The following is a 22,626-nucleotide window of genomic DNA, read 5'->3' on the forward strand; positions in this document are numbered from 1 at the left end:
GGGTTGTTCTGCCAAAAGATTCGGGGAGCTCGCCATGCCGAGACTGTTTACCGCCCTCGAAATTCCGCGCAACGCGGCCATGAGCCTGTCACTGTTGCGCGGTGGTCTTCCGGGTGCCCGGTGGATCGATGTGGAGAATTATCACATCACTCTGCGCTTCATCGGAGACATTGACGGTCGCACCGCCGATGAAGTCGTCAACCGCCTCGATCGTATCGACCGACCCGAATTTGACGTCAATCTGACCGGAATAGGCTCGTTCGGCTCGAAAAAGCCGCACTCCATCTGGGCCGGTGTTTCTCCATCTGCCGAGATGAATGCACTTCAAGGCGAGATCGAGCGGATCTGCCAACGTCTGGGTCTCCCACCCGACCCGCGCAAATTCACGCCCCATGTCACGCTTGCGCGTCTGCGCAGTTCCAGACTGGATGATGTGGTGCACTATCTTTCCGGGCGTGGTGATTTTCGAACGTCGCCCTTTACCATTGGGCGTTTTGTGCTGATGTCATCAAAAGAATCGGTCGGCGGCGGACCCTACATCGTCGAGGAAGCCTTTCCGCTTCAGGAGGCCTGGCCGGTCTCTAATCTGCCGATCAAGGACGTGCAGCCAGAAAAAAGCATGGTGTAGACGGTCTGAAAACCGTCTTGCCCGCCATAATAGGGATCTGGAACATCTGATCTCTGGCCCGTGGCGTAGTCTGCAAACAGGTGAAGCTTCTGCGACCAATGCTGTGGGCAGACAACCTGAAGGCTGGCAAGGTTGTCCTTGTCCATGGCAAGGATGAGATCGAAGTCCTCGAAATCTGATGGTCTCACCTGCCGTGCACTCTGTTTGGCGATATCGATGCCGTGGTCGCCCGCAACGGCCACCGAGCGCCGGTCGGGCGCATCACCGGAGTGCCATCCTCCCGTCCCTGCGGAATCGATCACAAATCGGTCGGCGATCCCCTGTTTAGCGACCAAATGCGAGAAGATGCCTTCCGCTAAAGGTGAGCGACAAATATTTCCCATGCAAACAAAAAGGACTGCTGTGCGTTTCATTCCTAACCTCCACCAAAACTGTTGGGCGGTTTTGCGGTGAAAGGCGATATAGATAAAACGAAGGACGGATCAAGACACGCAAACCGCGTGTCCCGTGCTCAATGAAAGGCAAAAAGATGCAATATCCCAAACTCGAACGAGATGTGATCGACGCCGAATTGGCAAAGCTAGAAGGCTGGTCTTTGCGCGAGGACGGTCTGGCCATCGTCAAGGCGTACAAATTCGCCAACTTCGCCGAAGCGTTCGGTTTCATGGCGGAATGTGCCTTGGTGGCCGAAAAGCTCAATCACCACCCCGAATGGTCAAACGTCTATTCCCGCGTGAAAGTATGTCTCACGACCCATGATTCACAAGGCGTTACAGAGCGCGACATCATGCTCGCTGGTGCCATGCAGAGGGCCGCCGGTGGGCGCAGCGATTGAACATAAGGGGTGAGGCCTTATATTATTGGTCATGACCACAGGACACACGACCATGGATGATGTGAAGATTGGTGAGATTTTGCTGCCGGGCGAACCCGACAGGCAAGAAGAGACCGAACGTCAGGTGCGATCGAAATTCTGGCCGAAGATGAAGCGGGTGGCGAGCAAGGTGCCGTTCGCCCGCGACGCTGCAGCCGCCTATTATTGCGCCATGGACCGCGAGACACCGTTCCGCGCAAAGGGAATTCTTTTTGCAGCACTCGGTTATTTCATTTTGCCGATTGATGTCGTTCCCGACATCTTCGCGGTTGTCGGCTTTACCGACGACATCGCGGTTTTGACGGCAGCTCTTGCCATGATCAGGGCTCACATCAAGATGGAACACTACGATGCGGCAGACGCGGCTATCGAAAGGCTCAAGCAGGAGTAACGGCTCTGTGATGGTCCGTTTCCACCCCAGCTGGACGCCGACAAATTCTTGCCTGAATTCTTGTGTCATTGCTCATCAAACGAGCATGTGAGTGTTCGTGGGCTGGCGCTGGGAACCACCGATCTGTTACATCTTGATGCAAATTTCGAATTTTCGCATTGGTGTTGACGGTTTGGTAACCGATCTTTAGCCAATATCAGCATGACGGACCTCACCTAGCATCGGCCCGGCGCAGCCGTTCGGCCAACTGGAAGACAATAAAACCCGGCAGGAAATTCAATGTTTGTAAGAAGTGTAGCAACCGCAGTCGCCATTTTGCTGACCAGTGTCGGCATTGCCTCTGCACAGTCGCCCACGCGCATCCAGCAGTTCAATGCATGGGGTGCCTATTCGTACAAGTCGGGTAAAAGCACCGTTTGCTATGCGCTATCCATCCCCACCTCCAAGGAACCGGCGAGCGTCGATCACGGTGATATCTTCTTCATCGTCTCGCAGCGTCCTGGACAGAACATCTCCTATGAGCCACAGGCCATGGTCGGTTATTCACTGAAAGAAGGCTCCAAGGTCAATGTGACCATCGACAGCAAGACCTTCGTGATGTTCACCAAGGACAAGGCCGCCTGGGTTGAAAATGCGGCAGAAGAGCCAGCGCTCGTTGCAGCCATGAAGAACGGCAAGTCGATGACCGTAAAAGCCACATCTGCCCGTGGTACGCCCACGAACTACGCCTACTCCCTTTCTGGGATTTCGGCAGCGCTGAAACAGGTCGAGAGCTGCAAATAAGCATAACCGAATTGTGGTTCGAGATGGCCGGTCCTTGACCGGCCATTTGCGTTTTGGCTGTTTTGATGCTAAAGGCGCGACAACAAAACAGGCGGATGCGCGAAAAGCGCTTCGCCTTTGATTTTTCACCACATGCAGACCACCGTCCGCCGCTTTGTTTGCGCGGTTTCGCTCTGCAATGGCTGATGGGATGAAGACGATGTCCGTACTGGAAGCGAGCGCCGGTCTGGTGATCAAGAACCCGATGGTTGCCAATACCGATCTGATGGATGGCAAGCCGTCGCTGATCGGCATCACGCGTGAGGAAATGGCCGAGGCGCTGATGGATATCGGCGTGTCACAAAAGCAGTCGAAGATGCGCGTCAGTCAGTTGTGGAACTGGCTTTATGTTCGCGGCGTCTCCGATTTCGATCACATGACCAATGTCGCCAAGGACTTGCGCGAAACGCTGAAGAAGCATTTTACCATTGCGCGCCCTGAGATCGTCGAGGAGCAGGTCTCCAACGATGGCACCCGCAAGTGGTTGATACGCTTTCCGCCGCGTGGTGCCGGCCGTCCGGTCGAGATCGAGACCGTCTATATTCCCGAAGAAGGTCGCGGCACCCTGTGCATTTCCAGCCAGGTCGGTTGCACGCTGACCTGTTCCTTCTGTCACACCGGAACGCAGCGTCTGGTGCGCAACCTGACGGCTGAGGAAATTCTGGCTCAGCTTCTGGTGGCGCGGGATCGCCTCGGTGATTTTCCAGACCGCGAAGCGCCGCAGGGCACGATCATGCCCGCCGAGGGCCGCAAGGTGTCCAACATCGTGATGATGGGCATGGGCGAGCCTCTCTACAATTTCGAGCATGTGAAGACGGCCTTGCTGATCGCGACCGACGGTGACGGCCTGTCGCTCTCCAAGCGCCGCGTGACGTTGTCCACATCCGGTGTCGTGCCGGAAATTTTCCGCACGGGTGACGAAATCGGCGTGATGCTGGCCATCTCGCTGCATGCCGTGCGTGACGAGTTGCGCGACATGCTGGTGCCGATCAACAAGAAGTATCCGCTGAAAGAGCTGATCGACGCCTGCCGCAATTATCCAGGCGTGTCGAATGCCCGCCGCATCACCTTCGAATATGTGATGCTGAAGGACGTCAACGACAGTCTGGAAGACGCCAAAATGCTGACGCAGCTTCTGAAAGGCGTTCCCGCCAAGATCAATCTCATTCCGTTCAACCCATGGCCGGGCACCAACTACCAGTGTTCCGACTGGGAACAGATCGAGAAATTCGCGGATTTCATCAATCACGCAGGTTATGCCTCGCCGATCCGCACCCCGCGCGGGCGTGATATTCTGGCGGCCTGCGGTCAGCTGAAGTCGGAATCCGAGCGTATGCGCAAGACCGAACGCATGGCATTCGAGGCCATGATGATCGCCAATCACGGCGCGGACGACTGATCAAGAAAAAGAATTGATGGGTGCGTTCAGGCTTCCACGATTGATTTCGTTTTAACGCTTTCTTAAAGAGGGCCAAGAAAAACGAAACAATCGGAGGAATACCCTATGCACGCACTCGTTCTGGCGCTCGCCGCCGCAACCGCTCTTGCCCTGCCTGCAAAGGCGCAAGACGTGACCGTTGCCGTGACCGCAATCGTCGAACACCCGGCACTCGATGCTGCGCGTGATGGCGTGAAGGCAGCGCTTGCCGAAGCCGGTTATAAGGAGGGCGAAAATCTGAAATTCGTCTACCAGTCTGCACAGGGCAACCCCGGCACCGCATCGCAGATCGCCCGCCAGTTCGTTGGCGATGCGCCTGACGTGATCGTTCCGATTTCCACACCGTCTGCTCAGGCCGTCGTTGCCGCAACCCGCGACATTCCCATCGTTTTCACAGCAGTTTCCGATCCGGTCGGTGCGCAACTGATCAAGTCCATGGAAAAGCCCGGCCGCAACGTGACAGGCCTTTCGGACAGGCTGCCGGTTGCCGAACATCTGGCGCTGATCAAGGAAATCACCCCCAACGCCAAGACCATCGGTTACATCTACAATTCCGCCGAAGCCAACTCCGTTTCGACGCTGGAGCTTTTGAAGGCCGAAGCCGAAAAGGCAGGCTTGAAGGTCGTTGAATCCGTTGCCACGAAATCCGCCGAAGTGCAGGGCGCGACCCGCGCACTGGTGGGCAAAGCCGACGTGATCTACGTTCCAACTGACAATACGATAGTCTCGGCCTTCGAAGCCGCTGCGGGTGTTGCCTCAGAGGCGAAAATCCCACTGTTTGCCGCCGATACGGATTCCGTGGCGCGTGGTGCGATTGCCGCTCTCGGCTTCAACTATTTTGACGTGGGCAAGCAGACCGGTGCGGTCGTCGTTCGCATCCTCAAGGGTGAAAAGCCCGGTGACATCCCAGCGAGTGTTGCCGTGGGTACCGATCTCGTTCTCAACAAAACGGCAGCTGCAAAGGCTGGCGTGACGTTTCCTGAGAGCGTAACGAAGCGCGCGACCAAGATCATCGAGTAAAAGGCCACCTGCCCTCTTCGTCATCCTCGGGCTTGTCCCGAGGATCTAACCACGTTCAATGAAAGTTGGACGGCAGGAGATGCCCGGGACAAGCCCGAGCATGACGAAGGAGAGATTGGCGGGCAGCCGAATGGCAGTCTGACGACTGTTTCAATTGCAGCTCACCGCAAGGCGGGCGACAAACCAAGGACTTTCATCGTGAGCCAAATCGCCTTCTGGGGTGCCGTCGAACTGGGGTTGGTTTTTGCCTTCGTCGCTATCGGCGTTTATCTCGCATTCCGCGTGCTCGACTTTCCTGACCTGACCGTGGACGGTTCGTTTCCGCTCGGTGCTGCCGTGGCGGCGGTGCTGATCGTTGCAGGGCTGAACCCCTGGTTGGCAACGGGCATTGCCATGGTGGCAGGGGCTGCTGCCGGTCTGGTGACGGCGGTTCTGAATGTCCGGTTCAAAATCCTCAACCTTCTGGCGTCGATCCTGACGATGATTGCGCTGTTTTCCGTGAACCTGCGCGTCATGGGCAAACCGAATATCGCGCTGCTCAATCAGGAAACGGTCATTGAACCGTTTTACGGCCTTGGCATTTCCGAATATCTGCTGCGACCGCTGTTCGTCGGCGTGCTGGTGGTGATCGCGGTTATTCTCGTCTGGCGTTTTCTGGAAAGCGATGCGGGCCTTGCCATGCGTGCCACCGGTGCCAATGCCCGCATGGCGCGGGCGCAGGGCGTGAAGACAGGCAACCAGATCTATCTCGGCATGGCGCTCTCCAACGCGCTGGTTGCCCTTGGTGGCGCGCTGTTTGCCCAGACCAATGGGTTTGCGGATGTGACCGCCGGTGTCGGCACCATCGTCGTCGGTCTTGCCGCCGTCATCATCGGCGAAACGCTGTTCGGTTCACGCGGCATTCTGATTGCGCTGATCGGGTGCGTGTTGGGCTCGATTGCCTATCGTCTGGCCATTCAGCTTGCTCTATCCAGCGATGCGCTCGGCCTCAAAGCCTCCGACCTCAATTTTGTGACAGCCGTGCTGGTGGCTGTGGCACTTATCCTGCCGCGCCTGCGCCGTGGAGGAGCATCGTCATGATTTCGCTTTCCGATATTCAGGTCGTCTTCGGACGCGGTACGCCGCTGGAGAAAAAAGCACTCGCCAAGATCGATCTGACCATCGAGGACGGCTCCTTCGTCACGGTCATCGGCTCCAATGGCGCAGGAAAATCAACTCTCCTTGGTGTTCTCGCTGGCGACGTTCTGCCAACAGCGGGCAAAGTCACCATCGGCGACGTGGACGTGACGCGCAAACCGACGGCCAACCGCGCTGGTCAGGTCGCCCGCGTGTTTCAGGACCCGCTGGCGGGCAGCTGTGGGGCGCTGAGCATCGAAGAGAACCTTGCGCTTGCCGCAGCACGCGGCAAGGTGCGTGGGCTGCTGCCAGCCCTTGGTGGCGGGCGGCGGGCATTCTTCAAGGATCGTATCGCATCCCTCAACCTTGGTCTGGAAAACCGCCTGAAGGACCGCATGGACCTTCTGTCCGGTGGCCAGCGTCAGGCCGTTTCACTGGTCATGGCCACCTTGGCCGGATCTGACGTTTTGCTGCTGGACGAACATACAGCAGCGCTCGACCCGGGTATGGCGGAATTCGTCATGCAATTGACCGAAAAGGTCGTCGAAGAGCGCAAGCTGACGACGCTGATGGTCACGCATTCCATGCGGCAGGCGTTGGATTACGGCGACCGTACCATCATGCTGCATGCGGGAGAGATCGTGCTGGATGTCTCCGGTGAGAGCCGCAAGGGCTTGCAGGTGGAAGACCTGATCGAGATGTTCCGCAAGATACGCGGGCAAACGCTGGATGACGACGAATTGCTGATCGGCTAGAATGGTCATAGAAAAACGCCGTGCGCCTGGGGTAGCACACGGCGTTTCGATGCACCGAAAAATTACATTTTCGGCAGCAAAACCTTGTCGATGACATGAATGACGCCGTTGGACTGCTTGACGTCCGCAATCGTTACATCGGCCACGTTGCCGCTCTCGTCGGTCAGCGTGATCTTGTTCATGCTCTGCTTGGCTTTCAGAATGCAGCCACCAACCGTTTTCACGTCATGTGTGCCGCCATCGTCCTTGATCATCTTTTCGATGGCTGTGGACATCGCGTCAGCAGCGACAACGTGGCATGTCAGGATTTTGGTCAGCTTTGCCTTGTTCTCAGGCTTCAGAAGCGTTTCGACGGTACCCTTTGGCAGTGCGGCAAACGCTTCATTGGTAGGAGCGAAAACAGTGAAAGGGCCTTTGCCCTGCAACGTTTCAACCAGACCGGCAGCCTTAACGGCAGCAACCAGCGTCGTGTGATCCTTGGAGTTCATGGCGTTTTCGACAATGTTCTTGTTCTCATACATCGCGGCGCCGCCAACCATCGGGTTCTTGGCTTGGGCTGCGAATGCGACGGTCGAAACGGCTGCGGCTAGCGCGATCATGCGCAGGCTGGACTTCATCATGGCGTTTTCTCCTCTGGTTCCGCCAATCGCCACCGGCGTTTTTGCAGGTGACGTATCCGGTTACATGAGGAAGTACGGGCCATGTTCAGACGAAGTTTCAGCCGTGTTGATTTTTTCGTGAAAAAATAACGATTTTTTAATTTAGAGCTGACGCGTCGTTCCGCTAGCGAGAACCGGGCCGGTTGGTTTGCCAGTGGGTGAGCCCCCATAAGGCTCAAGGCTGACAGCCAGCGTCATACCATCTTTAAGCTGATCTCGCATCTTGACGGGAACGACCATTTCCGCGTCCTTGTGGGGATCGACCACACCCAGCGAATGCGGTGTTCCATCGGCATTCACCAGCCAGAGCTCAAGCGACTTTTGCTGGTTTTCACCGGCGGCCATCGGCGTCAGGACCATTTTTCCCGATTGCGCGTTGTAGGCAACCATCACCGCCATAGGAACATCCGGTGAGGACAGTTCGGCCATATAAGACATACGTGTGGGTTGCTCAGGTGTCTGCACATTGAAAGCGCTGATGAGGACAACCCCTGCAGCGGCGGCACTTGCCATGGCTGTCATGCCACGCCAGAATGCGAGCGAACTCCACAGTCTCGAAACTGATGCTTTTGATGGCTGTGATGTACCGAACAATCTCTTTTCTATCTTCGCCAATGTTACGGCAGGCGGGGTGGAGGGTTCGTAAGCACTGTTCAGACCAGAGAAATGCGTCTCCCAGTTCTGGACCAGACGTGCAAACGCATCATCCGTCAGAATGCGCGTTTCGACCTTTTTGCGGTCGGTAGACGACAATACGCCCAGAACATATTCTGCGGCAATCGCGCTATCGCGGGGTTTGTCCCCTTTATTTTGCTCGGATGCCGTCATCTCTCCATGCACTCTTTGAGTTTGATGAGGCTACGCCTCAACCATGTCCGCATCGTATTCAGTGGTACAGCGTAATGTTCTGAAAGCTCCAGATAGCTCATGCCATCCAGATATGCGCGCCTTACGGCGTCTGCACGGGTGTCTTCCAGTTCCGCCAGACACAGATCTATGGTTCGACCGGTGTCCTTGTTCAATGTCGCCTGTTCCGGGTCAGGTGAACCGTCGGTCAGATCAGGCACGTCATCCAGTTCACTAGCGACAGGTTTGCGCGTGCGGATCATGTCGATCGACTGATTGCGCGCAACCGTGGCCATCCAGCCTTCCGGCGTTCCTGCCATAGTCGAAAATAAATGTGCTCGCTGCCAGATCTTGACGTAGACCTCTTGCAACGCCTCATCGGCGTCTGTCCGGTCTTTGAGTATACGCAGGCAGATAGAAAAAAGTTTCGGGCTTGTTTGTTTATAGAGCAAAACAAATGCATTGCGATCCGACAATGCAACGCGGCCGATTAAAGTACCAAGGTCTTCATGCCGCATCATGCCATCCCGCCAAAGCCCATAGGTACGCCATGCCGCTATTTAGCCTGCGCAAAGAAAATCTTGAAGGCGAAAAGCGAAAACACACCGGCAATCGTATAATCCAGCCCGCGCAGAACCTTGCGATTGCTTTGCAGCCAGCCCGATAACCGATCCGCAGCAATAACGATAGCGACGCCAATCGGTAACGCAACGATGATCGACCAGAGGCCGAGGAAAATCAGCTTGCCAGTGACGTGCGGGTCCGAAGCGCTGACGAATTGCGGCAGGAACGTCATGAAGAAGATGATGACTTTTGGGTTAAGCAGATTGACCCAGATACCGTTCAGCAGAGCAGACGTCAGCGAAGCCTCCGCCTTCTGCTCCGTCGGGCGCTCCATGACGAAATTCGAGCCCTTGCGGATGGCCTGAATGGCGAGCCAGACGAGATAGGCTGCCCCACCCGTTTTCAAAACCAGAAAGGCCGTGGGAGACGCAACGATGAGGGCCGCGACGCCGAAGGCAACAAGCATCGTATGCACGGTAATGCCGAGATTGGTCCCGACCAATGTCATAAAGCCCGACGCCCGGCCTTCACGCAGGGACCGGCTGATCCACAGCGTCATGTCAGGACCCGGCGTCACCGCCAGCAACAGGATGGCGACGGTAAAGGCAATCAGGGTTGGCAGGCTGGGTATGAAATCCACGGCGGCACCACGTTTTGGAGAGTTGGATACGCGTTCATAACGCCGTTTCCAGAGCCTGCCAAGCCAGAGACGGCAAGACCGCGCCAGAAGGCGCGGCAGGTAGATCAGCTATTGAGAAAAGACTTGAAATCATCGCTGTAATTGCCGTGCCAGCGCGACAGTGGAGGGCGGTTTTCAACGATGTCGTTGGCCGCCCAGAGAATGCGCTTCTCGTCTGTTCTGCGATCCACATCACCATCCGGGCACAGAATGTAGAAATCGCCGTTGCCGATGCTGTCGACCATGAAATCGACCGTCTGTTCGCTGGTCCATGCACCGGATGGCTTTTCGGTTCGGCCATTGGCGGTGAGACCGGTAAAGACGAAGCCGGGGATGAGAAGATGCGCGGCAATATTGCTATCTGGCGTGTTCCGCAATTCGTGCTGCAAGGCTTCGGTAAAGGCCTTCACACCCGCTTTGGAAACATTGTAGGCGGGATCACCCGGTGGCGTGGTGATGCCCTGTTTGGAACCGGTGTTGATGATAAGGCCCTGCTCGCCATGGGCCAGCATGCCCAAGCCGAACACCCGGCTACCGTTGACGACACCCATCAGGTTGACGCCGAAAATCTTCTCCCAGTTCACCTGCGGACCAAAGATAGCGCTGCCCGGCTGGACGCCCGCATTGTTCATCAGCACATGCACGCGCCCGAACCGTTGAATGACGGCGCGCTCCAGCGCTTCCAGCTCATCGAGTTTCGAAACGTCGGTCGGAATGGCGACGATCTGCGCCTCGCCACCTTCGGAAAGCTGCGCAATCTCGCTTCGGGCGTTGCTCAGCTTTTCACCGTCGAGATCGACCATCACGACGCTCATGCCGAAACCGGCGAATTTTCGGGTGGCGGCGAGGCCGATGCCGGAGGCGGCGCCTGTCACGACGGCGACATTGTCTTGCATGAATGCGGGATGAAGTTTCGTCATTGGTTTCTCCTTTTCGCTACCGCTGAAAAAGTCCGGCAGCGACGTCCCATGGAACCATGCGTTCTACTGACGCTGTCCACAGTCTAGTCCCATCGGCCCGCCAAGTCACATGAAGATGGCCTTGTTCCAACTTTGGACGATTTTGCATTTTTGTTGCGCCAGCCGATAAACTCGCTAAAAGTGCCGAAATCCCAAGGAAATGGCGATATCCTGATGTCGCCGACACGCAAATGGATTTCACTGATGGCTCTTCCAAAAGACGTAAAGAAAGTCGTTCTCGCCTATTCCGGCGGACTTGATACCTCGATTATCCTCAAATGGCTCCAGACCGAACTCGGTGCTGAAGTCGTGACCTTCACGGCAGACCTCGGCCAGGGCGAAGAGCTCGAGCCGGCCCGCAAGAAGGCCGAGATGATGGGCATCAAGGAAATCTATGTCGAAGATGTGCGCGAAGAGTTCGTTCGCGATTTCGTCTTTCCGATGTTCCGCGCCAATGCCGTTTATGAAGGCGTCTATCTGCTGGGTACATCCATTGCCCGCCCGCTGATTTCCAAGCACCTGATCGACATCGCCAAGAAGACCGGTGCCGACGCCATCGCCCATGGCGCGACCGGCAAGGGCAACGACCAGGTTCGTTTCGAGCTATCCGCCTATGCGCTCAACCCCGACATCAAGATCATCGCCCCTTGGCGTGACTGGGACTTCAAGAGCCGTACCGATCTTCTGAACTTCGCCGAACAGCACCAGATCCCGGTTGCCAAGGACAAGAAGGGCGAGGCTCCTTTCTCGGTCGATGCCAACCTGCTGCACTCCTCGTCCGAGGGCAAGGTTCTGGAAGATCCAGCCGTTGAAGCACCCGAATATGTGCATATGCGCACCATTTCCCCGGAAGCAGCGCCAGACAAGGCAACCATCATCAAGGTCGGTTTCCGCAAGGGTGATGCCTGCTCCATCAACGGCGTCGAGATGTCGCCTGCGACAATCCTTGCCACACTGAACGATTACGGTCGCGACAACGGCATTGGTCGTCTCGATCTGGTCGAGAACCGCTATGTCGGCATGAAATCGCGCGGTGTTTACGAAACACCCGGCGGCACGATCCTGCTGACGGCCCACCGCGCCATCGAATCCATCACGCTCGACCGCGGTGCAGCCCACCTCAAGGACGAGATCATGCCGCGCTATGCGGAACTCATCTATTACGGTTTCTGGTTCTCGCCAGAGCGCGAAATGCTGCAGGCACTGATCGACAAGAGCCAGGAACATGTCGACGGTGAAGTGACGCTGAAGCTCTACAAGGGCAACGTCATGGTCACTGGCCGCGAGAGCGACAAGTCTCTTTATTCCGACAAGCTGGTAACGTTCGAAGACGATCAGGGCGCTTACGACCAGAAGGATGCGGCAGGCTTCATCAAGCTCAATGCGCTGCGCCTGCGCACACTAGCCAAACGCAACCTCGGTAAATAAACCTTTTCAAATATGACGTCGAAGCCCCGGTTCTCCGGGGCTTTTTCATGTTTGTCTGCGCGACAGGATCGCAAAAATGACGTAGCTGGCTACGGCACTCAATTCCATCAACGGAATGATGGTGCCGAAACTCATGAGCGGTGAGCCCAGCAGAGAAGCAGCGACACCGGCTATAAAACCCGCACTCATCTGGATAAACCCCATCATCGCCGAAGCGGAGCCGGCAATATGCGGAAAAGGTGCCATGCCCATGGTGATGATGTGCGGCGTGAGCAGCGCAAGGCCGAAGGTTGCCACCGCAACCGGTCCCATAATGGACAGAAACGAGGGCGGAATGAGATGGACCGACAGAAAGATCAGCGCTCCACCCATCGCAGACATACAAAGCCCTGCCACAGCAGACCGGCGATCTCCGATTCTGCGGGCAATGAAGCGGAGCGCAATAGACCCCAGAAAATAAGCGCCGGATTGCATCAGCATTCCCACGCCGAATGCCGTGGGTGACAGTCCGACTTCGTTGATCAGCACGAAGGGAAGCATGGTCGATTGTGCATATAGCGCGCCGACAGTGCCGCCCAGCACAAGTGCCGACAGCAGAAAGCGCGGCGAGGCCAGAAGCTCGCCGTAGGCGCTGAGCAAGCGGGAGGGGCGAAGGCGGCTGGGGTCCGGCACCGTCGTTTCGCGAAGACACAAACCAACCGCCGTGATCGAAATCAGCCCGAAAGCCAGCATCAGGACGAAGACCGATTGCCACCCGAAGGCCAGCAGAGACAGGCCCCCTATGGTTGGTCCCGCTGCCGGGCCAATCGCCAGCATGATGCCGATGAGGTTCAGGATTCCGATGGCCTGATGGCCACTGAACTGGTCGCGCACAACCGCCCGCGCGACGGTCACGCCCACGGACGCCCCTATGCCCTGAATAAGCCGGGCGGCCAGCAGCACCTCTACACTGGGTGCGAAAGCGGCCAGCGTTCCGCCCGCCAGATAGATCAGCAAAAACAGGATCGTCGCCTTGCGCCGGCCAAAGGCATCCGACATGGCGCCCGAAACCAGCTGCGCCAGGGCGAAGCCGCCGAAATAGAGCGTAAGGCTCATCTTGATAGCAGATTCCGTCGTCGCGAAAGCTCTGACGAGTTCAGGCATGGCAGGCGTATAGATCGCCATCGATACAGGCCCGAGCGAGGTCAGCATCGCCCCGAGAATAGCGGTGCGCCGCACGCTCATGGGCGTTGTGGGATTGCTCATGCGGGATTCTGCTTGTTTTTGTCGCTCACCGCTATTTGCAGGTTGTTCTGCAGGATTGCCAGAAGATCGTGAAATTTTGAAAAATCGCCCTCGCTGAAACCATCCGTTGCCTGACTGATCAGACTATCGACCTCAAGGCGCACCGCCACGAGCAACTGCGCCGAAGTGTCGGTCAGATAAATGCATTTGGAGCGGCGATCACCGGGGTTGGGGCGACGCTCTACCAGATCGAGCGATTCCAGCCTGTCGAGATAGGTACAGACCGTCATGGGTTCGAGACCGATACGGCTGGCAATATCGGCCTGTTTGCTGCCATCGATAGCAGCAACCGTTAGCAACGCCCGCGCTTCCCCCGGCGTCAGCCCAAGGCCTGCCTCACTGATGCGCTTTTCGAAGGCGCTGTTGAGAAAACGCGCACTGCTGTTCAAAAGGAATGCCAGCGATTGTTTTTCGAGTGAAGTCTTCATGGTGCGCCTGCTTTGTAAGCCTCCCTTATAAAAAACTTCGCCGTACGATGGCAAGACGCACTGTTTACGCGCAGCCTTCGTGAGACGGATACCGGCCTCGCCATGCATGCGATTACGTGACGACATATTGAAACACGACCTCAGCCATGCCCATATGCAGACAAATCGCATCTGCATGAGGACGAACCGATGACTTCAACCGCCGCGCACTATCCTGCCCTCACGGAATGGAACGGGAAAAACGGTTTGCCTCGGTTCGATGCTGTCAAAGACGAGGACTTTGCCGGTGCGTTCGATGAAGCGCTCGCCATCCACGATACCGAGATCGACGAGATCGCAAGCAACTCTGATGCGCCGAACTTCGCCAACACCATCATTGCTCTGGAAACTGCCGGTGAGGCGTTGTCACGGGTCTCGGCACTGTTCTGGAACAAGGCCGGCGCCCACACCAATCCTGCCATTCAGGCACTGGAGCGCGACATCGCGCCAAAAATGTCGCGGCATTATTCCAGGATCAGTATGAATGAAGCGCTGTTTGCGCGCATTGATACGCTGTGGGAGACACGCGATACGCTTGGTCTCACGGGCGAAGAAACGCGCGTGCTGGAGCGGCACTGGAAGGGCTTTGTCCGTTCAGGAGCGAAGCTGGCGAAAGACCATCAGGAACGCCTCGCCACGATCAACGAGGAGCTTGCCGGTCTCGGCGCAAAATTCGGTCAAAATGTTCTGGCTGACGAAAAAAGCTGGAAGCTGCTTCTATCGACGGAAGAAGAGCTTGCGGGCCTTCCCGGTTTTCTGCGAGACGCCATGGAAGGTGCTGCGCGCGAGCATGGCGAAGACGACAAATTCGCCGTCACCCTGTCACGCTCGATCATCGAACCCTTCCTGACCTTTTCCGAGCGTCGCGACCTGCGCGAACAGGCGTTTCAGGCATGGGTCGCGCGTGGAGAAAACGGTGGCGAAACCGACAACCGTGAAACGGTGAAGCGCACGCTTGAGCTGCGCGATGAAAAGGCAAAGCTTCTGGGCTACGCGAATTTTGCCGCCTACAAGCTTGATAACACCATGGCAAAAACACCGGATGCCGTGAACACGCTGTTGATTCAGGTCTGGGAAAAAGCCGTCGAGCGTGCCGCTGAAGAAGAGGCTGAACTGGCCACCGTCATCAGCGACGAAGGCAAGAACCATGACGTCATGCCGTGGGACTGGCGTCACTATGCCGAGAAACTTCGGGCGAAAAAATTCAGTTTTTCGGAAGCTGAACTCAAGCCCTACCTGCAGCTGGAAAAAATCATCGAGGCCTGCTTCGATGTGGCGCAAAGACTGTTCGGCATTCGCGCGATCGAGCTGAAAGATGTGACCGCCTATCATCCTGATGTGCGAACATTCGAAATCCGTAACGAAAAAGGCGATCTCGTCGCGATGTTCCTTGGGGACTTCTTCGCCCGACCATCAAAACGTTCCGGCGCATGGATGAGCGCATTCCAGTCGCAGCACAAACTGCCCATGAAGAACGGCACCACAGGCGAGTTACCCATCATCTACAACGTCTGCAATTTTGCCAAGCCGTCCAAAGGTAAGCCTGCATTGTTGTCGCTGGACGATGCCCGTACGCTGTTCCATGAGTTCGGCCACGCGCTGCACGGCATGCTATCCAATGTCACCTACCCTTCCGTTTCTGGAACGGGCGTCTCCCGCGATTTCGTGGAACTGCCATCGCAGCTTTACGAACACTGGCTGACCGTGCCGGAAATCCTCGAAAAATACGCCCTGCATTACGAAACTGGCGCACCGATGCCAAAGGCGCTGCTGGACAAGGTGCTCGCAGCACAGACCTTCAACGCCGGTTTCAATACCGTCGAGTTCACCTCATCCGCACTGGTGGACATGGCATTCCATACGCGGGGTGCGGTTGATGATCCGATGGCCGTTCAGACTGAGGTTCTGGCATCCCTCAACATGCCAAAATCCATGGTCATGCGCCATGCCACGCCGCATTTCCAGCACGTGTTTTCCAGTGATGGATATTCCGCCGGTTATTACTCCTACATGTGGTCGGAGGTTCTCGACGCTGATGCCTTTGCCGCCTTCGAGGAAACCGGTGATGCTTTCAACGCTGACATGGCCCGCAAGCTGAAAAACAACATCTACTCCGTCGGCGGCTCCATCGACGCTGAAGAAACCTACAAGGCATTTCGCGGCAAGATGCCAAGCCCCGATGCGATGCTGAAAAAGCGCGGGCTGGTTCTAGGCTGAGCCTTTCAAACGGCACCCGAAAACTGTCATAAAACTCTGCTATCGCGTTTCTGCAAGGGGCTTATGTCCTAGGCCCCCCTTTCGCTTTTGCAAAAAAAAGGTTATAGGCCCGCCAGACTAAATTGGCGCATCCAAGATATGACGCCCCAACTTCAGAGATATTGAACAATGGCAATTCGCAACATCGCGATTATCGCGCACGTTGACCATGGCAAAACGACGCTCGTTGACGAGCTTCTGAAACAGTCCGGTTCGTTCCGCGAAAACCAGCGCGTTGCAGAGCGCGTCATGGACAGTAACGACCTCGAAAAAGAACGCGGCATCACCATTCTCGCCAAGGCAACGTCTGTCGAGTGGAAGGGTGTTCGCATCAACATCGTCGACACCCCCGGCCACGCCGACTTCGGTGGTGAAGTCGAGCGTATCCTGTCGATGGTGGATGGCGCGATCGTTCTGGTCGACTCGTCTGAAGGCCCGATGCCGCAGACCAAATTCGTGGTCTCCAAGGCGCTCAAGGTTGGTCTTCGCCCAATCGTTGCAATCAACAAGATCGACCGTCCCGATGGCCGCCACGAAGAAGTCATCAACGAAGTGTTCGACCTTTTCGCGAACCTCGATGCGACGGACGAACAGCTGGACTTCCCGATCCTTTACGGATCCGGTCGTGATGGCTGGATGAACGTCAACCCCGAAGGTCCAAAGGATGAAGGTCTTGCGCCGCTGCTCGACCTCGTTCTTAAGCACGTGCCTGAGCCAACGGTTGAAGAAGGCCCGTTCCGCCTGATCGGCACGATTCTCGAAGCCAACCCGTTCCTCGGTCGCATCATCACAGGCCGTATCGCGTCCGGTTCGATCAAGCCGAACCAGGCCGTCAAGGTTCTGGGCCAGGATGGCAAGACCATCGAAACCGGTCGTATCTCAAAAATCCTCGCATTCCGCGGCATCGAGCGCACAGCGATTGATGAAGCCCATGCAGGCGACATCGTTGCTATCGCTGGTCTTTCCAAGGGCACCGTTGCCGACACCTTCTGTGACCCTTCCATCACCGAAGCCATGACCGCACAGCCAATCGATCCGCCAACGGTTACGATGTCCTTCATCGTCAACGACAGCCCACTGGCTGGCACCGAAGGCGACAAGGTGACATCGCGCGTTATCCGCGATCGCCTGTACAAGGAAGCCGAAGGCAACGTTGCGCTGAAGATTGAAGAAGCCGAAGGCAAGGACTCGTTTTTCGTATCAGGCCGTGGCGAATTGCAGCTGGCCGTTCTGATCGAGACCATGCGTCGCGAAGGCTTCGAGCTTGCCGTGTCGCGTCCACGCGTCGTCATGCAGAAGGATGAGAACGGTCAGACCATCGAGCCGATCGAAGAAGTCGTCATCGACGTGGATGAAGAGCATTCCGGTATCGTTGTTCAGAAGATGTCCGAGCGCAAGGCAGAAATGACCGAGCTTCGTCCATCCGGCGGCAACCGCATTCGCCTGAAGTTTCTGGCTCCAACGCGTGGCCTCATCGGCTACCAGTCCGAACTGCTGACGGACACACGCGGCACGGCGATCATGAACCGTCTGTTCCACTCCTACCAGCCGTTCAAGGGCGCTATCGCTGGTCGCGTTCAGGGCGTTCTTCTGTCGAACGGTTCCGGCGAAGCCGTTGCCTACGCCATGTTCAACCTGGAAGATCGCGGCCCGATGATGATCGAGCCCGGCGAAAAGGTTTACGCTGGCATGATCATCGGCATCCACACCCGTGACAACGACCTTGAAGTCAACGTTCTCAAGGGCAAGCAGCTCACCAACATCCGTGCAGCTGGCAAGGATGAAGCCGTGAAGCTGACACCGCCGATCCGTATGACGCTCGACCGCGCCCTGTCGTGGATTCAGGACGACGAACTGATGGAAGTGACGCCGAAGTCCATTCGTCTGCGCAAGATGTTCCTGGATGCGAACGACCGCAAGCGTTTCGACAAGGCAAAGCTTGCTGGCTGATTGTCATGTAAATTTCAACTTCGAAGAACCCGGCCACAGCGCCGGGTTTTTTGTTGCCTGTCATTTTATCGTTCGTCCCCGGCATTTATTCACGGGACTGCTTCGGGTCCGGCTTGCGTCAGTGGTAAATATAGCGTTAATTTTTTACCATCATCCACATGAATAGGCTGTGGGTAAGCTCAAAGCCGTTAACCTTTATGGCTGGTAAGTTTTCTGCGCCGGGATCAGAATCGCGTTATGAAAACGTTATCCATAGACATTCGCCGAGCAGAGCCGGACGATGCGCGCGCCATTTCTGACGCGCATAGGTCCTCCTGGCAGCAGGCCTATGCGGGTCTCATCCCCCATAAGCCGCTGCGGCAAATGGTAGATCGTCGCAATGAAATGTGGTGGCGCAAGGCGGCGCGTGGTTCGGCCACCATGTTGGTGGTGGAAATAGCAGGCGTCATCGCGGGCTATGCGACACTCGGCCTCAACCGCGCCCGCGGCCTGCCCTATGACGGCGAAATATACGAGATTTATCTGCAACCGGAATATCAGGGCATGGGCCTTGGCTCCGTTCTGTTTACCGAAGCGCGGCGTCTGCTCAAGTCTCTGGGCTGCAAGGGCGTCGTCGTTTGGTGCCTGGAGGACAGCGATGTCGCCAACCGTTTCTTCCGCTCTCACGGGGGCAAGGACGTGGCAGAGGGCATGGAAGACTTCGCAGGCGTACAACTGCGCAAACTCGGCTTCGCCTGGCGCTAGGCCACGTGTTCCGTCCCTCACATAGCGTACCGCCTTCGTACGGATTGGCCTTCAAATAGCACCGATTTTGCGCTAATGCAGCCAAGTGCCCTATGCTGACCTGCATAATTTCGGAGTGAGAGATGGAAAAATTCACGAAACTGACGGGTGTTGCCGCCCCTATGCCGGTCGTCAACATCGACACGGACATGATCATTCCGAAGGATTACCTCAAAACCATCAAGCGTACCGGTCTGGGTACAGGCCTGTTTGCCGAGTCACGTTATCTGGAAGATGGTTCGCCGAACCCGGATTTCGTTTTGAACAAGCCTGCCTATCGCAATGCCCAGATCCTCGTTGCCGGTGACAATTTCGGTTGCGGTTCCTCGCGCGAACATGCGCCTTGGGCATTGTTGGATTTCGGCATTCGCTGCGTGATCTCCACCAGCTTTGCCGATATTTTCTACAGCAACTGTTTCAAGAACGGCATCCTGCCTATCATCGTCAGCCCTGAGAATTTGGAAAAGCTGATGGACGACGCATCGCGCGGCTCCAACGCCGTCGTGACGGTCGATCTAGAAAACCTTGAAATCAGCGGCCCGGATGGTGGCACGATTACCTTTGAGCTGGATGAATTCAAGCGCCACTGCATGCTGAACGGTCTCGATGACATCGGCCTGACGCTGGAACATGCCGGTGCGATCGACACGTTCGAAAAGACCAATGCCTCTGCTCGGCCCTGGGCATAGGCGCTTTCGCACGCATTCGAGGCCATCTGGTCCTTAACCGTACCAAATCGGCGCCAGTCTTCCTTGAAATAGGCCATCTCCACCGCTAAGAAGCCCGCACCCCGCAACGTTGATGCTGCAGGGTCAAGATTTTTGACGCGCCCGCCGCTTTGAAAACCACCCGTGGTTTTGCGTCGTGGCCAAGGAGGATTATCATGACAGTGCGCACGCTTTTCCTGCTGCCTGGTGACGGCATCGGCCCCGAAGCCATGGCGGAAGTCCGCAAGCTGATCGATTATCTGAACAGCGAAAAGGCCGCTGGCTTCGAGACTGAAGAAGGCCTCGTCGGCGGCAGCGCCTATGATGCGCATGGCGTGGCGATTTCCGACACGGACATGGAAAAGGCGCTGGCCACAGACGCCATTCTGTTCGGCGCAGTCGGCGGTCCCAAGTGGGATAGCGTGCCCTATGAAGTGCGCCCCGAATCCGGTCTTTTGCGCCTGCGCAAGGATTTGGAGCTGTTCGCCAACCTGCGTCCCGCCATCTGCTATCCGGCGCTGGCTGCCGCATCTTCGCTCAAGCAGGAACTGGTCGAGAGTCTTGATATTCTCATCGTTCGTGAATTGACGGGTGGCGTTTATTTCGGTGAGCCGAAGCAGATCATCGATCTGGGCAACGGCCAGAAGCGCGGCATCGATACGCAGATCTATGACACGTTCGAAATCGAACGCATCGCCAGTGTCGCTTTCGAGCTGGCCCGCACCCGTGGCAACCGCGTTTGCTCCATGGAAAAGCGCAACGTCATGAAATCAGGCGTGTTGTGGAACCAGGTCGTCACAGAAACCCATGCCGCTAAGTATAACGACGTCCAGCTTGAACATATGCTGGCCGACGCCGGTGGTATGCAACTCGTGCGCAAGCCAAAGCAGTTCGACGTTATCGTCACCGACAACCTGTTCGGAGATATGTTGTCTGACGTTGCCGCCATGTTGACTGGTTCCCTCGGCATGCTGCCATCCGCCTCGCTTGGCGCGCCGGATGCCAAGACCGGCAAGCGCAAGGCGATGTATGAGCCCGTGCATGGCTCTGCGCCCGATATCTCAGGCCAAGGCATTGCCAACCCCATCGCCATGATCGCGTCCTTCGCCATGTGCCTGCGGTATTCGTTCAACATGGTGGATGAGGCCACCAAGCTGGAAACTGCCATCGCCAACGTTCTGGACAAGGGCATCCGCACCGCAGATATCGTATCGGATGGCAGCAAGCAGGTCAGCACGTCCGAGATGGGTGATGCGGTTCTGGAAGAGTTCAAGGCGCTTTTTGCGTAAGCGCAGCTGGTTGGGCAGGGGGCATCGCGCCTTGCCCAGTATTCTCATTTGACAAGAGATGCTCATATCTCTTGTCCGTCAGCGTTTTTAGAAACGCGACGACGGCATCGACACGCTTGTCATCCAGCGCAGGTGCCGCCGTCAGCTCCGTCATGGCGATGTTTTCGGGCACCTCGGGTGCGTCCCACGCCTGCCCCGTTTCCGGGTTGACCTGACGGCTGGCCTTCTTGCTTTTGTATTTCACGTAGAACAGCACGACCGTGCGCAAATCCTTGAACACGCCATTGTGCATATAAGGGCCGGTCACGGCCACATTGCGCAGGGTCGGCACCTTGAACTTGCCGCGCTGGGCCGGGTCACCCGCCACGACGGGATTTTGTGCCAGCCCCAGATCGACGGCATCCGGCTTTGAACCGTTTGCTGCCCGCACATTCTTGTTGGCGGGAACACCAATATTGAAATATTTGTGGTTGGTGAAGACACCATCGGACAGGCCGTTTGCACCCTTGATCTCATGACATGTGTTACAGTTTGTGAACTGGCTGGATGACATCAAGACGCGGCCCAGCTCTTCCTGATCTGTCAGCTTTTCCTCGCCGCGCAGGAAGCGGTCATACTTCGAATCGAACGTGGAAAACGCATCAGATCTCTCGAAAGCCGCTAGCGCCTTTTTCATTGCCGCAAAGGCTGTGTCGTCGCTCTTGAACACATCGCCACCGAATTGCGTGCCGAACGCTGCCGCATAATCCGGATTTTCTTTCAGCCGCTTTGCTACGGTGGCCTTGTCGGGCATCCCCATTTCAATCGGGTTCAGCGGCGGGCCAGCGGCCTGATCTTCCAGAGACGATGCCCGCCCATCCCAGAACTGACCGCCGACATATTCGCCAGCCGCGTTCCTGCCAAAGGGCGGAGAGAATTTCGCATAGGCGGCACTTGGCGCGTTGCGATCGCCCAGCGAGCTGCCATCATCGCCCAAGGAGACATCATGTCCAACCTTGTCGCTCTCGCGTGCATCCGTGAACCCGACAGCTTCCATATGACATGTGGAGCAGGACATGGTGCGGTTCATGGAAAGGTCGGTGTCGTTGAAGAGCGCAGCGCCCAGCTTTTCCAGCGTGGCATAATCTTCCCCGCCATGCGCAGGCTCGCTGATACCAATACCAGCAGGCAGCAGGATAAAAACGCAAGCAGCAAGACTGCAGATGAAATGCCTGATCATGGCAGACGCCGAAAACGATGAAACTGGCGTGCTCTATAACATTTCAATCAGTTGAAGCACAGAAACTTTCTCTGCCCGCTCCACTTTATTGCAGCGGATGTTTCAGTCGATCTGAAAGTAATTCTCGAAGGATTCCGGAAAGTTCTGCCGTGCAACCCGTTCATCGATCACCAGCATGGATTCGTAGGACAGAGGATCGAAATTCTTGTCCGCGGGCAGCACTTCGCGCCCGAAAAGCAGGCTGAGACGGGCCGCATCGAGGTTTCCACGCTCGAACGGCTCGTTGCCGAACTGATGCCAGAGCGCGTGCATGAAGGCCGCGTCCACCTTATGCTCTGCCGAGTCGTTGCGGGCGCGTCGCGGAATGAATTTGACAGGCGTCACGCCGCGCGGATTTGCGCGGCGTATGGTGAACTGAATGCCCGTGCTCGGCATGCCAGATGGAAAGCCACGGTGTTTCGTCATTTCAGGCAGCTTTGCCATCGTTTATTC

The 22,626-nt window shown here is 56.7% G+C and carries 24 protein-coding genes; 14 read left to right on the forward strand and 10 right to left on the reverse strand.

Annotated features, from left to right (window positions below; genetic code table 11):
- Window positions 1–34: 34 nt before the first annotated feature.
- Window positions 35–628 carry an RNA 2',3'-cyclic phosphodiesterase gene (gene thpR / locus RMR21_RS13875; protein ID WP_498668557.1) on the forward strand — a complete coding sequence of 198 codons (594 nt, stop codon included), beginning with the start codon at window positions 35–37 and terminating at the stop codon, window positions 626–628.
- Here thpR and RMR21_RS13880 read toward each other — a convergent pair.
- Window positions 562–1,041, reverse strand: coding sequence for a low molecular weight protein-tyrosine-phosphatase (locus RMR21_RS13880; protein WP_498668558.1), 480 nt, complete (start codon window positions 1,039–1,041; stop codon window positions 562–564). The genes thpR and RMR21_RS13880 overlap by 67 nt on opposite strands.
- Window positions 1,042–1,157: 116 nt before the next feature.
- Here RMR21_RS13880 and RMR21_RS13885 point away from each other — a divergent pair, with 116 nt between their 5' ends.
- The 7 genes from RMR21_RS13885 to RMR21_RS13915 all read left to right on the forward strand — a co-directional run bounded on the left by RMR21_RS13885 (window position 1,158) and on the right by RMR21_RS13915 (window position 7,044).
- Window positions 1,158–1,463 carry a 4a-hydroxytetrahydrobiopterin dehydratase gene (locus RMR21_RS13885; RefSeq protein WP_498668559.1) on the forward strand — a complete coding sequence of 102 codons (306 nt, stop codon included), beginning with the start codon at window positions 1,158–1,160 and terminating at the stop codon, window positions 1,461–1,463.
- A gap of 52 nt (window positions 1,464–1,515) precedes the next feature.
- Window positions 1,516–1,893 carry a YkvA family protein gene (locus RMR21_RS13890; RefSeq protein WP_498668560.1) on the forward strand — a complete coding sequence of 126 codons (378 nt, stop codon included), beginning with the start codon at window positions 1,516–1,518 and terminating at the stop codon, window positions 1,891–1,893.
- A gap of 279 nt (window positions 1,894–2,172) precedes the next feature.
- On the forward strand, window positions 2,173–2,676 hold the full coding sequence (locus RMR21_RS13895; protein WP_498668561.1) for an invasion associated locus B family protein: 504 nt from the start codon (window positions 2,173–2,175) through the stop codon (window positions 2,674–2,676).
- A 244-nt stretch (window positions 2,677–2,920) separates the two neighbouring features.
- Window positions 2,921–4,114: a dual-specificity RNA methyltransferase RlmN gene (rlmN, locus tag RMR21_RS13900; protein WP_498670174.1), complete on the forward strand. Its 1,194-nt coding sequence runs from the start codon at window positions 2,921–2,923 to the stop codon at window positions 4,112–4,114.
- Window positions 4,115–4,219: 105 nt separating this feature from the next.
- Window positions 4,220–5,173: an ABC transporter substrate-binding protein gene (locus RMR21_RS13905; RefSeq protein WP_498668562.1), complete on the forward strand. Its 954-nt coding sequence runs from the start codon at window positions 4,220–4,222 to the stop codon at window positions 5,171–5,173.
- Between the two features lie 198 nt (window positions 5,174–5,371).
- Window positions 5,372–6,253 carry an ABC transporter permease gene (locus RMR21_RS13910; RefSeq protein ID WP_498668563.1) on the forward strand — a complete coding sequence of 294 codons (882 nt, stop codon included), beginning with the start codon at window positions 5,372–5,374 and terminating at the stop codon, window positions 6,251–6,253.
- Window positions 6,250–7,044 (forward strand): ABC transporter ATP-binding protein, encoded by a 795-nt coding sequence (locus tag RMR21_RS13915; RefSeq protein WP_498668564.1) that lies wholly within the window; start codon window positions 6,250–6,252, stop codon window positions 7,042–7,044. The genes RMR21_RS13910 and RMR21_RS13915 overlap by 4 nt, the downstream gene beginning before the upstream one ends.
- A 62-nt stretch (window positions 7,045–7,106) precedes the next feature.
- Here RMR21_RS13915 and RMR21_RS13920 read toward each other — a convergent pair whose 3' ends face one another.
- From RMR21_RS13920 to RMR21_RS13940, 5 genes are all read right to left on the reverse strand, one after another.
- Window positions 7,107–7,664 carry a fasciclin domain-containing protein gene (locus RMR21_RS13920; RefSeq protein WP_498668565.1) on the reverse strand — a complete coding sequence of 186 codons (558 nt, stop codon included), beginning with the start codon at window positions 7,662–7,664 and terminating at the stop codon, window positions 7,107–7,109.
- Window positions 7,665–7,805: 141 nt separating this feature from the next.
- The gene (locus tag RMR21_RS13925; RefSeq protein ID WP_498668567.1) at window positions 7,806–8,531 is read right to left on the reverse strand and encodes an anti-sigma factor; all 726 of its coding nucleotides are present in this window, start codon (window positions 8,529–8,531) and stop codon (window positions 7,806–7,808) included.
- Window positions 8,528–9,067: a sigma-70 family RNA polymerase sigma factor gene (locus RMR21_RS13930; RefSeq protein WP_498670175.1), complete on the reverse strand. Its 540-nt coding sequence runs from the start codon at window positions 9,065–9,067 to the stop codon at window positions 8,528–8,530. The genes RMR21_RS13925 and RMR21_RS13930 overlap by 4 nt, the downstream gene beginning before the upstream one ends.
- A gap of 38 nt (window positions 9,068–9,105) precedes the next feature.
- Window positions 9,106–9,753 (reverse strand): LysE family translocator, encoded by a 648-nt coding sequence (locus tag RMR21_RS13935; protein WP_498668568.1) that lies wholly within the window; start codon window positions 9,751–9,753, stop codon window positions 9,106–9,108.
- A 104-nt stretch (window positions 9,754–9,857) separates the two neighbouring features.
- Entirely contained in the window at window positions 9,858–10,712 is an 855-nt protein-coding gene (locus tag RMR21_RS13940; protein WP_498668570.1) for an SDR family NAD(P)-dependent oxidoreductase, read from the reverse strand.
- Window positions 10,713–10,955: 243 nt separating this feature from the next.
- On the opposite strand from RMR21_RS13940, the gene RMR21_RS13945 reads away from it, so the two are divergent.
- Entirely contained in the window at window positions 10,956–12,179 is a 1,224-nt protein-coding gene (locus RMR21_RS13945; protein ID WP_498668571.1) for an argininosuccinate synthase, read from the forward strand.
- Between the two features lie 45 nt (window positions 12,180–12,224).
- Here RMR21_RS13945 and RMR21_RS13950 read toward each other — a convergent pair whose 3' ends face one another.
- The gene (locus RMR21_RS13950) at window positions 12,225–13,403 is read right to left on the reverse strand and encodes a multidrug effflux MFS transporter (RefSeq protein ID WP_498670176.1); all 1,179 of its coding nucleotides are present in this window, start codon (window positions 13,401–13,403) and stop codon (window positions 12,225–12,227) included.
- Between the two features lie 17 nt (window positions 13,404–13,420).
- A complete protein-coding gene (locus RMR21_RS13955; protein ID WP_498668572.1) occupies window positions 13,421–13,891 on the reverse strand; it encodes a MarR family winged helix-turn-helix transcriptional regulator in 471 nt (156 codons plus the stop codon).
- A gap of 189 nt (window positions 13,892–14,080) precedes the next feature.
- Between RMR21_RS13955 and RMR21_RS13960 the strand changes: the two genes are divergently transcribed.
- The 5 genes from RMR21_RS13960 to leuB all read left to right on the forward strand — a co-directional run bounded on the left by RMR21_RS13960 (window position 14,081) and on the right by leuB (window position 20,915).
- The gene (locus RMR21_RS13960; RefSeq protein ID WP_498668573.1) at window positions 14,081–16,147 is read left to right on the forward strand and encodes a M3 family metallopeptidase; all 2,067 of its coding nucleotides are present in this window, start codon (window positions 14,081–14,083) and stop codon (window positions 16,145–16,147) included.
- Window positions 16,148–16,315: 168 nt separating this feature from the next.
- Window positions 16,316–18,136 (forward strand): translational GTPase TypA, encoded by a 1,821-nt coding sequence (typA, locus tag RMR21_RS13965; protein WP_498668574.1) that lies wholly within the window; start codon window positions 16,316–16,318, stop codon window positions 18,134–18,136.
- Window positions 18,137–18,373: 237 nt separating this feature from the next.
- Window positions 18,374–18,880 carry a GNAT family N-acetyltransferase gene (locus RMR21_RS13970; RefSeq protein ID WP_498668575.1) on the forward strand — a complete coding sequence of 169 codons (507 nt, stop codon included), beginning with the start codon at window positions 18,374–18,376 and terminating at the stop codon, window positions 18,878–18,880.
- Window positions 18,881–19,002: 122 nt separating this feature from the next.
- On the forward strand, window positions 19,003–19,608 hold the full coding sequence (gene leuD / locus RMR21_RS13975) for a 3-isopropylmalate dehydratase small subunit (protein WP_498668576.1): 606 nt from the start codon (window positions 19,003–19,005) through the stop codon (window positions 19,606–19,608).
- Window positions 19,609–19,802: 194 nt separating this feature from the next.
- Entirely contained in the window at window positions 19,803–20,915 is a 1,113-nt protein-coding gene (gene leuB, locus RMR21_RS13980) for a 3-isopropylmalate dehydrogenase (RefSeq protein ID WP_498668577.1), read from the forward strand.
- Here the strand turns inward: leuB and RMR21_RS13985 are convergent.
- Entirely contained in the window at window positions 20,896–22,134 is a 1,239-nt protein-coding gene (locus RMR21_RS13985) for a cytochrome-c peroxidase (RefSeq protein WP_498668578.1), read from the reverse strand. The two genes, leuB and RMR21_RS13985, sit on opposite strands and share 20 nt — an antisense overlap.
- Before the next feature lie 102 nt (window positions 22,135–22,236).
- Entirely contained in the window at window positions 22,237–22,617 is a 381-nt protein-coding gene (locus tag RMR21_RS13990; protein ID WP_498668580.1) for a hypothetical protein, read from the reverse strand.
- Between the last annotated feature and the right edge of the window lie 9 nt (window positions 22,618–22,626).

The organism is Agrobacterium sp. rho-8.1 (assembly GCF_033957725.1).
Lineage (GTDB): Bacteria > Pseudomonadota > Alphaproteobacteria > Rhizobiales > Rhizobiaceae > Agrobacterium.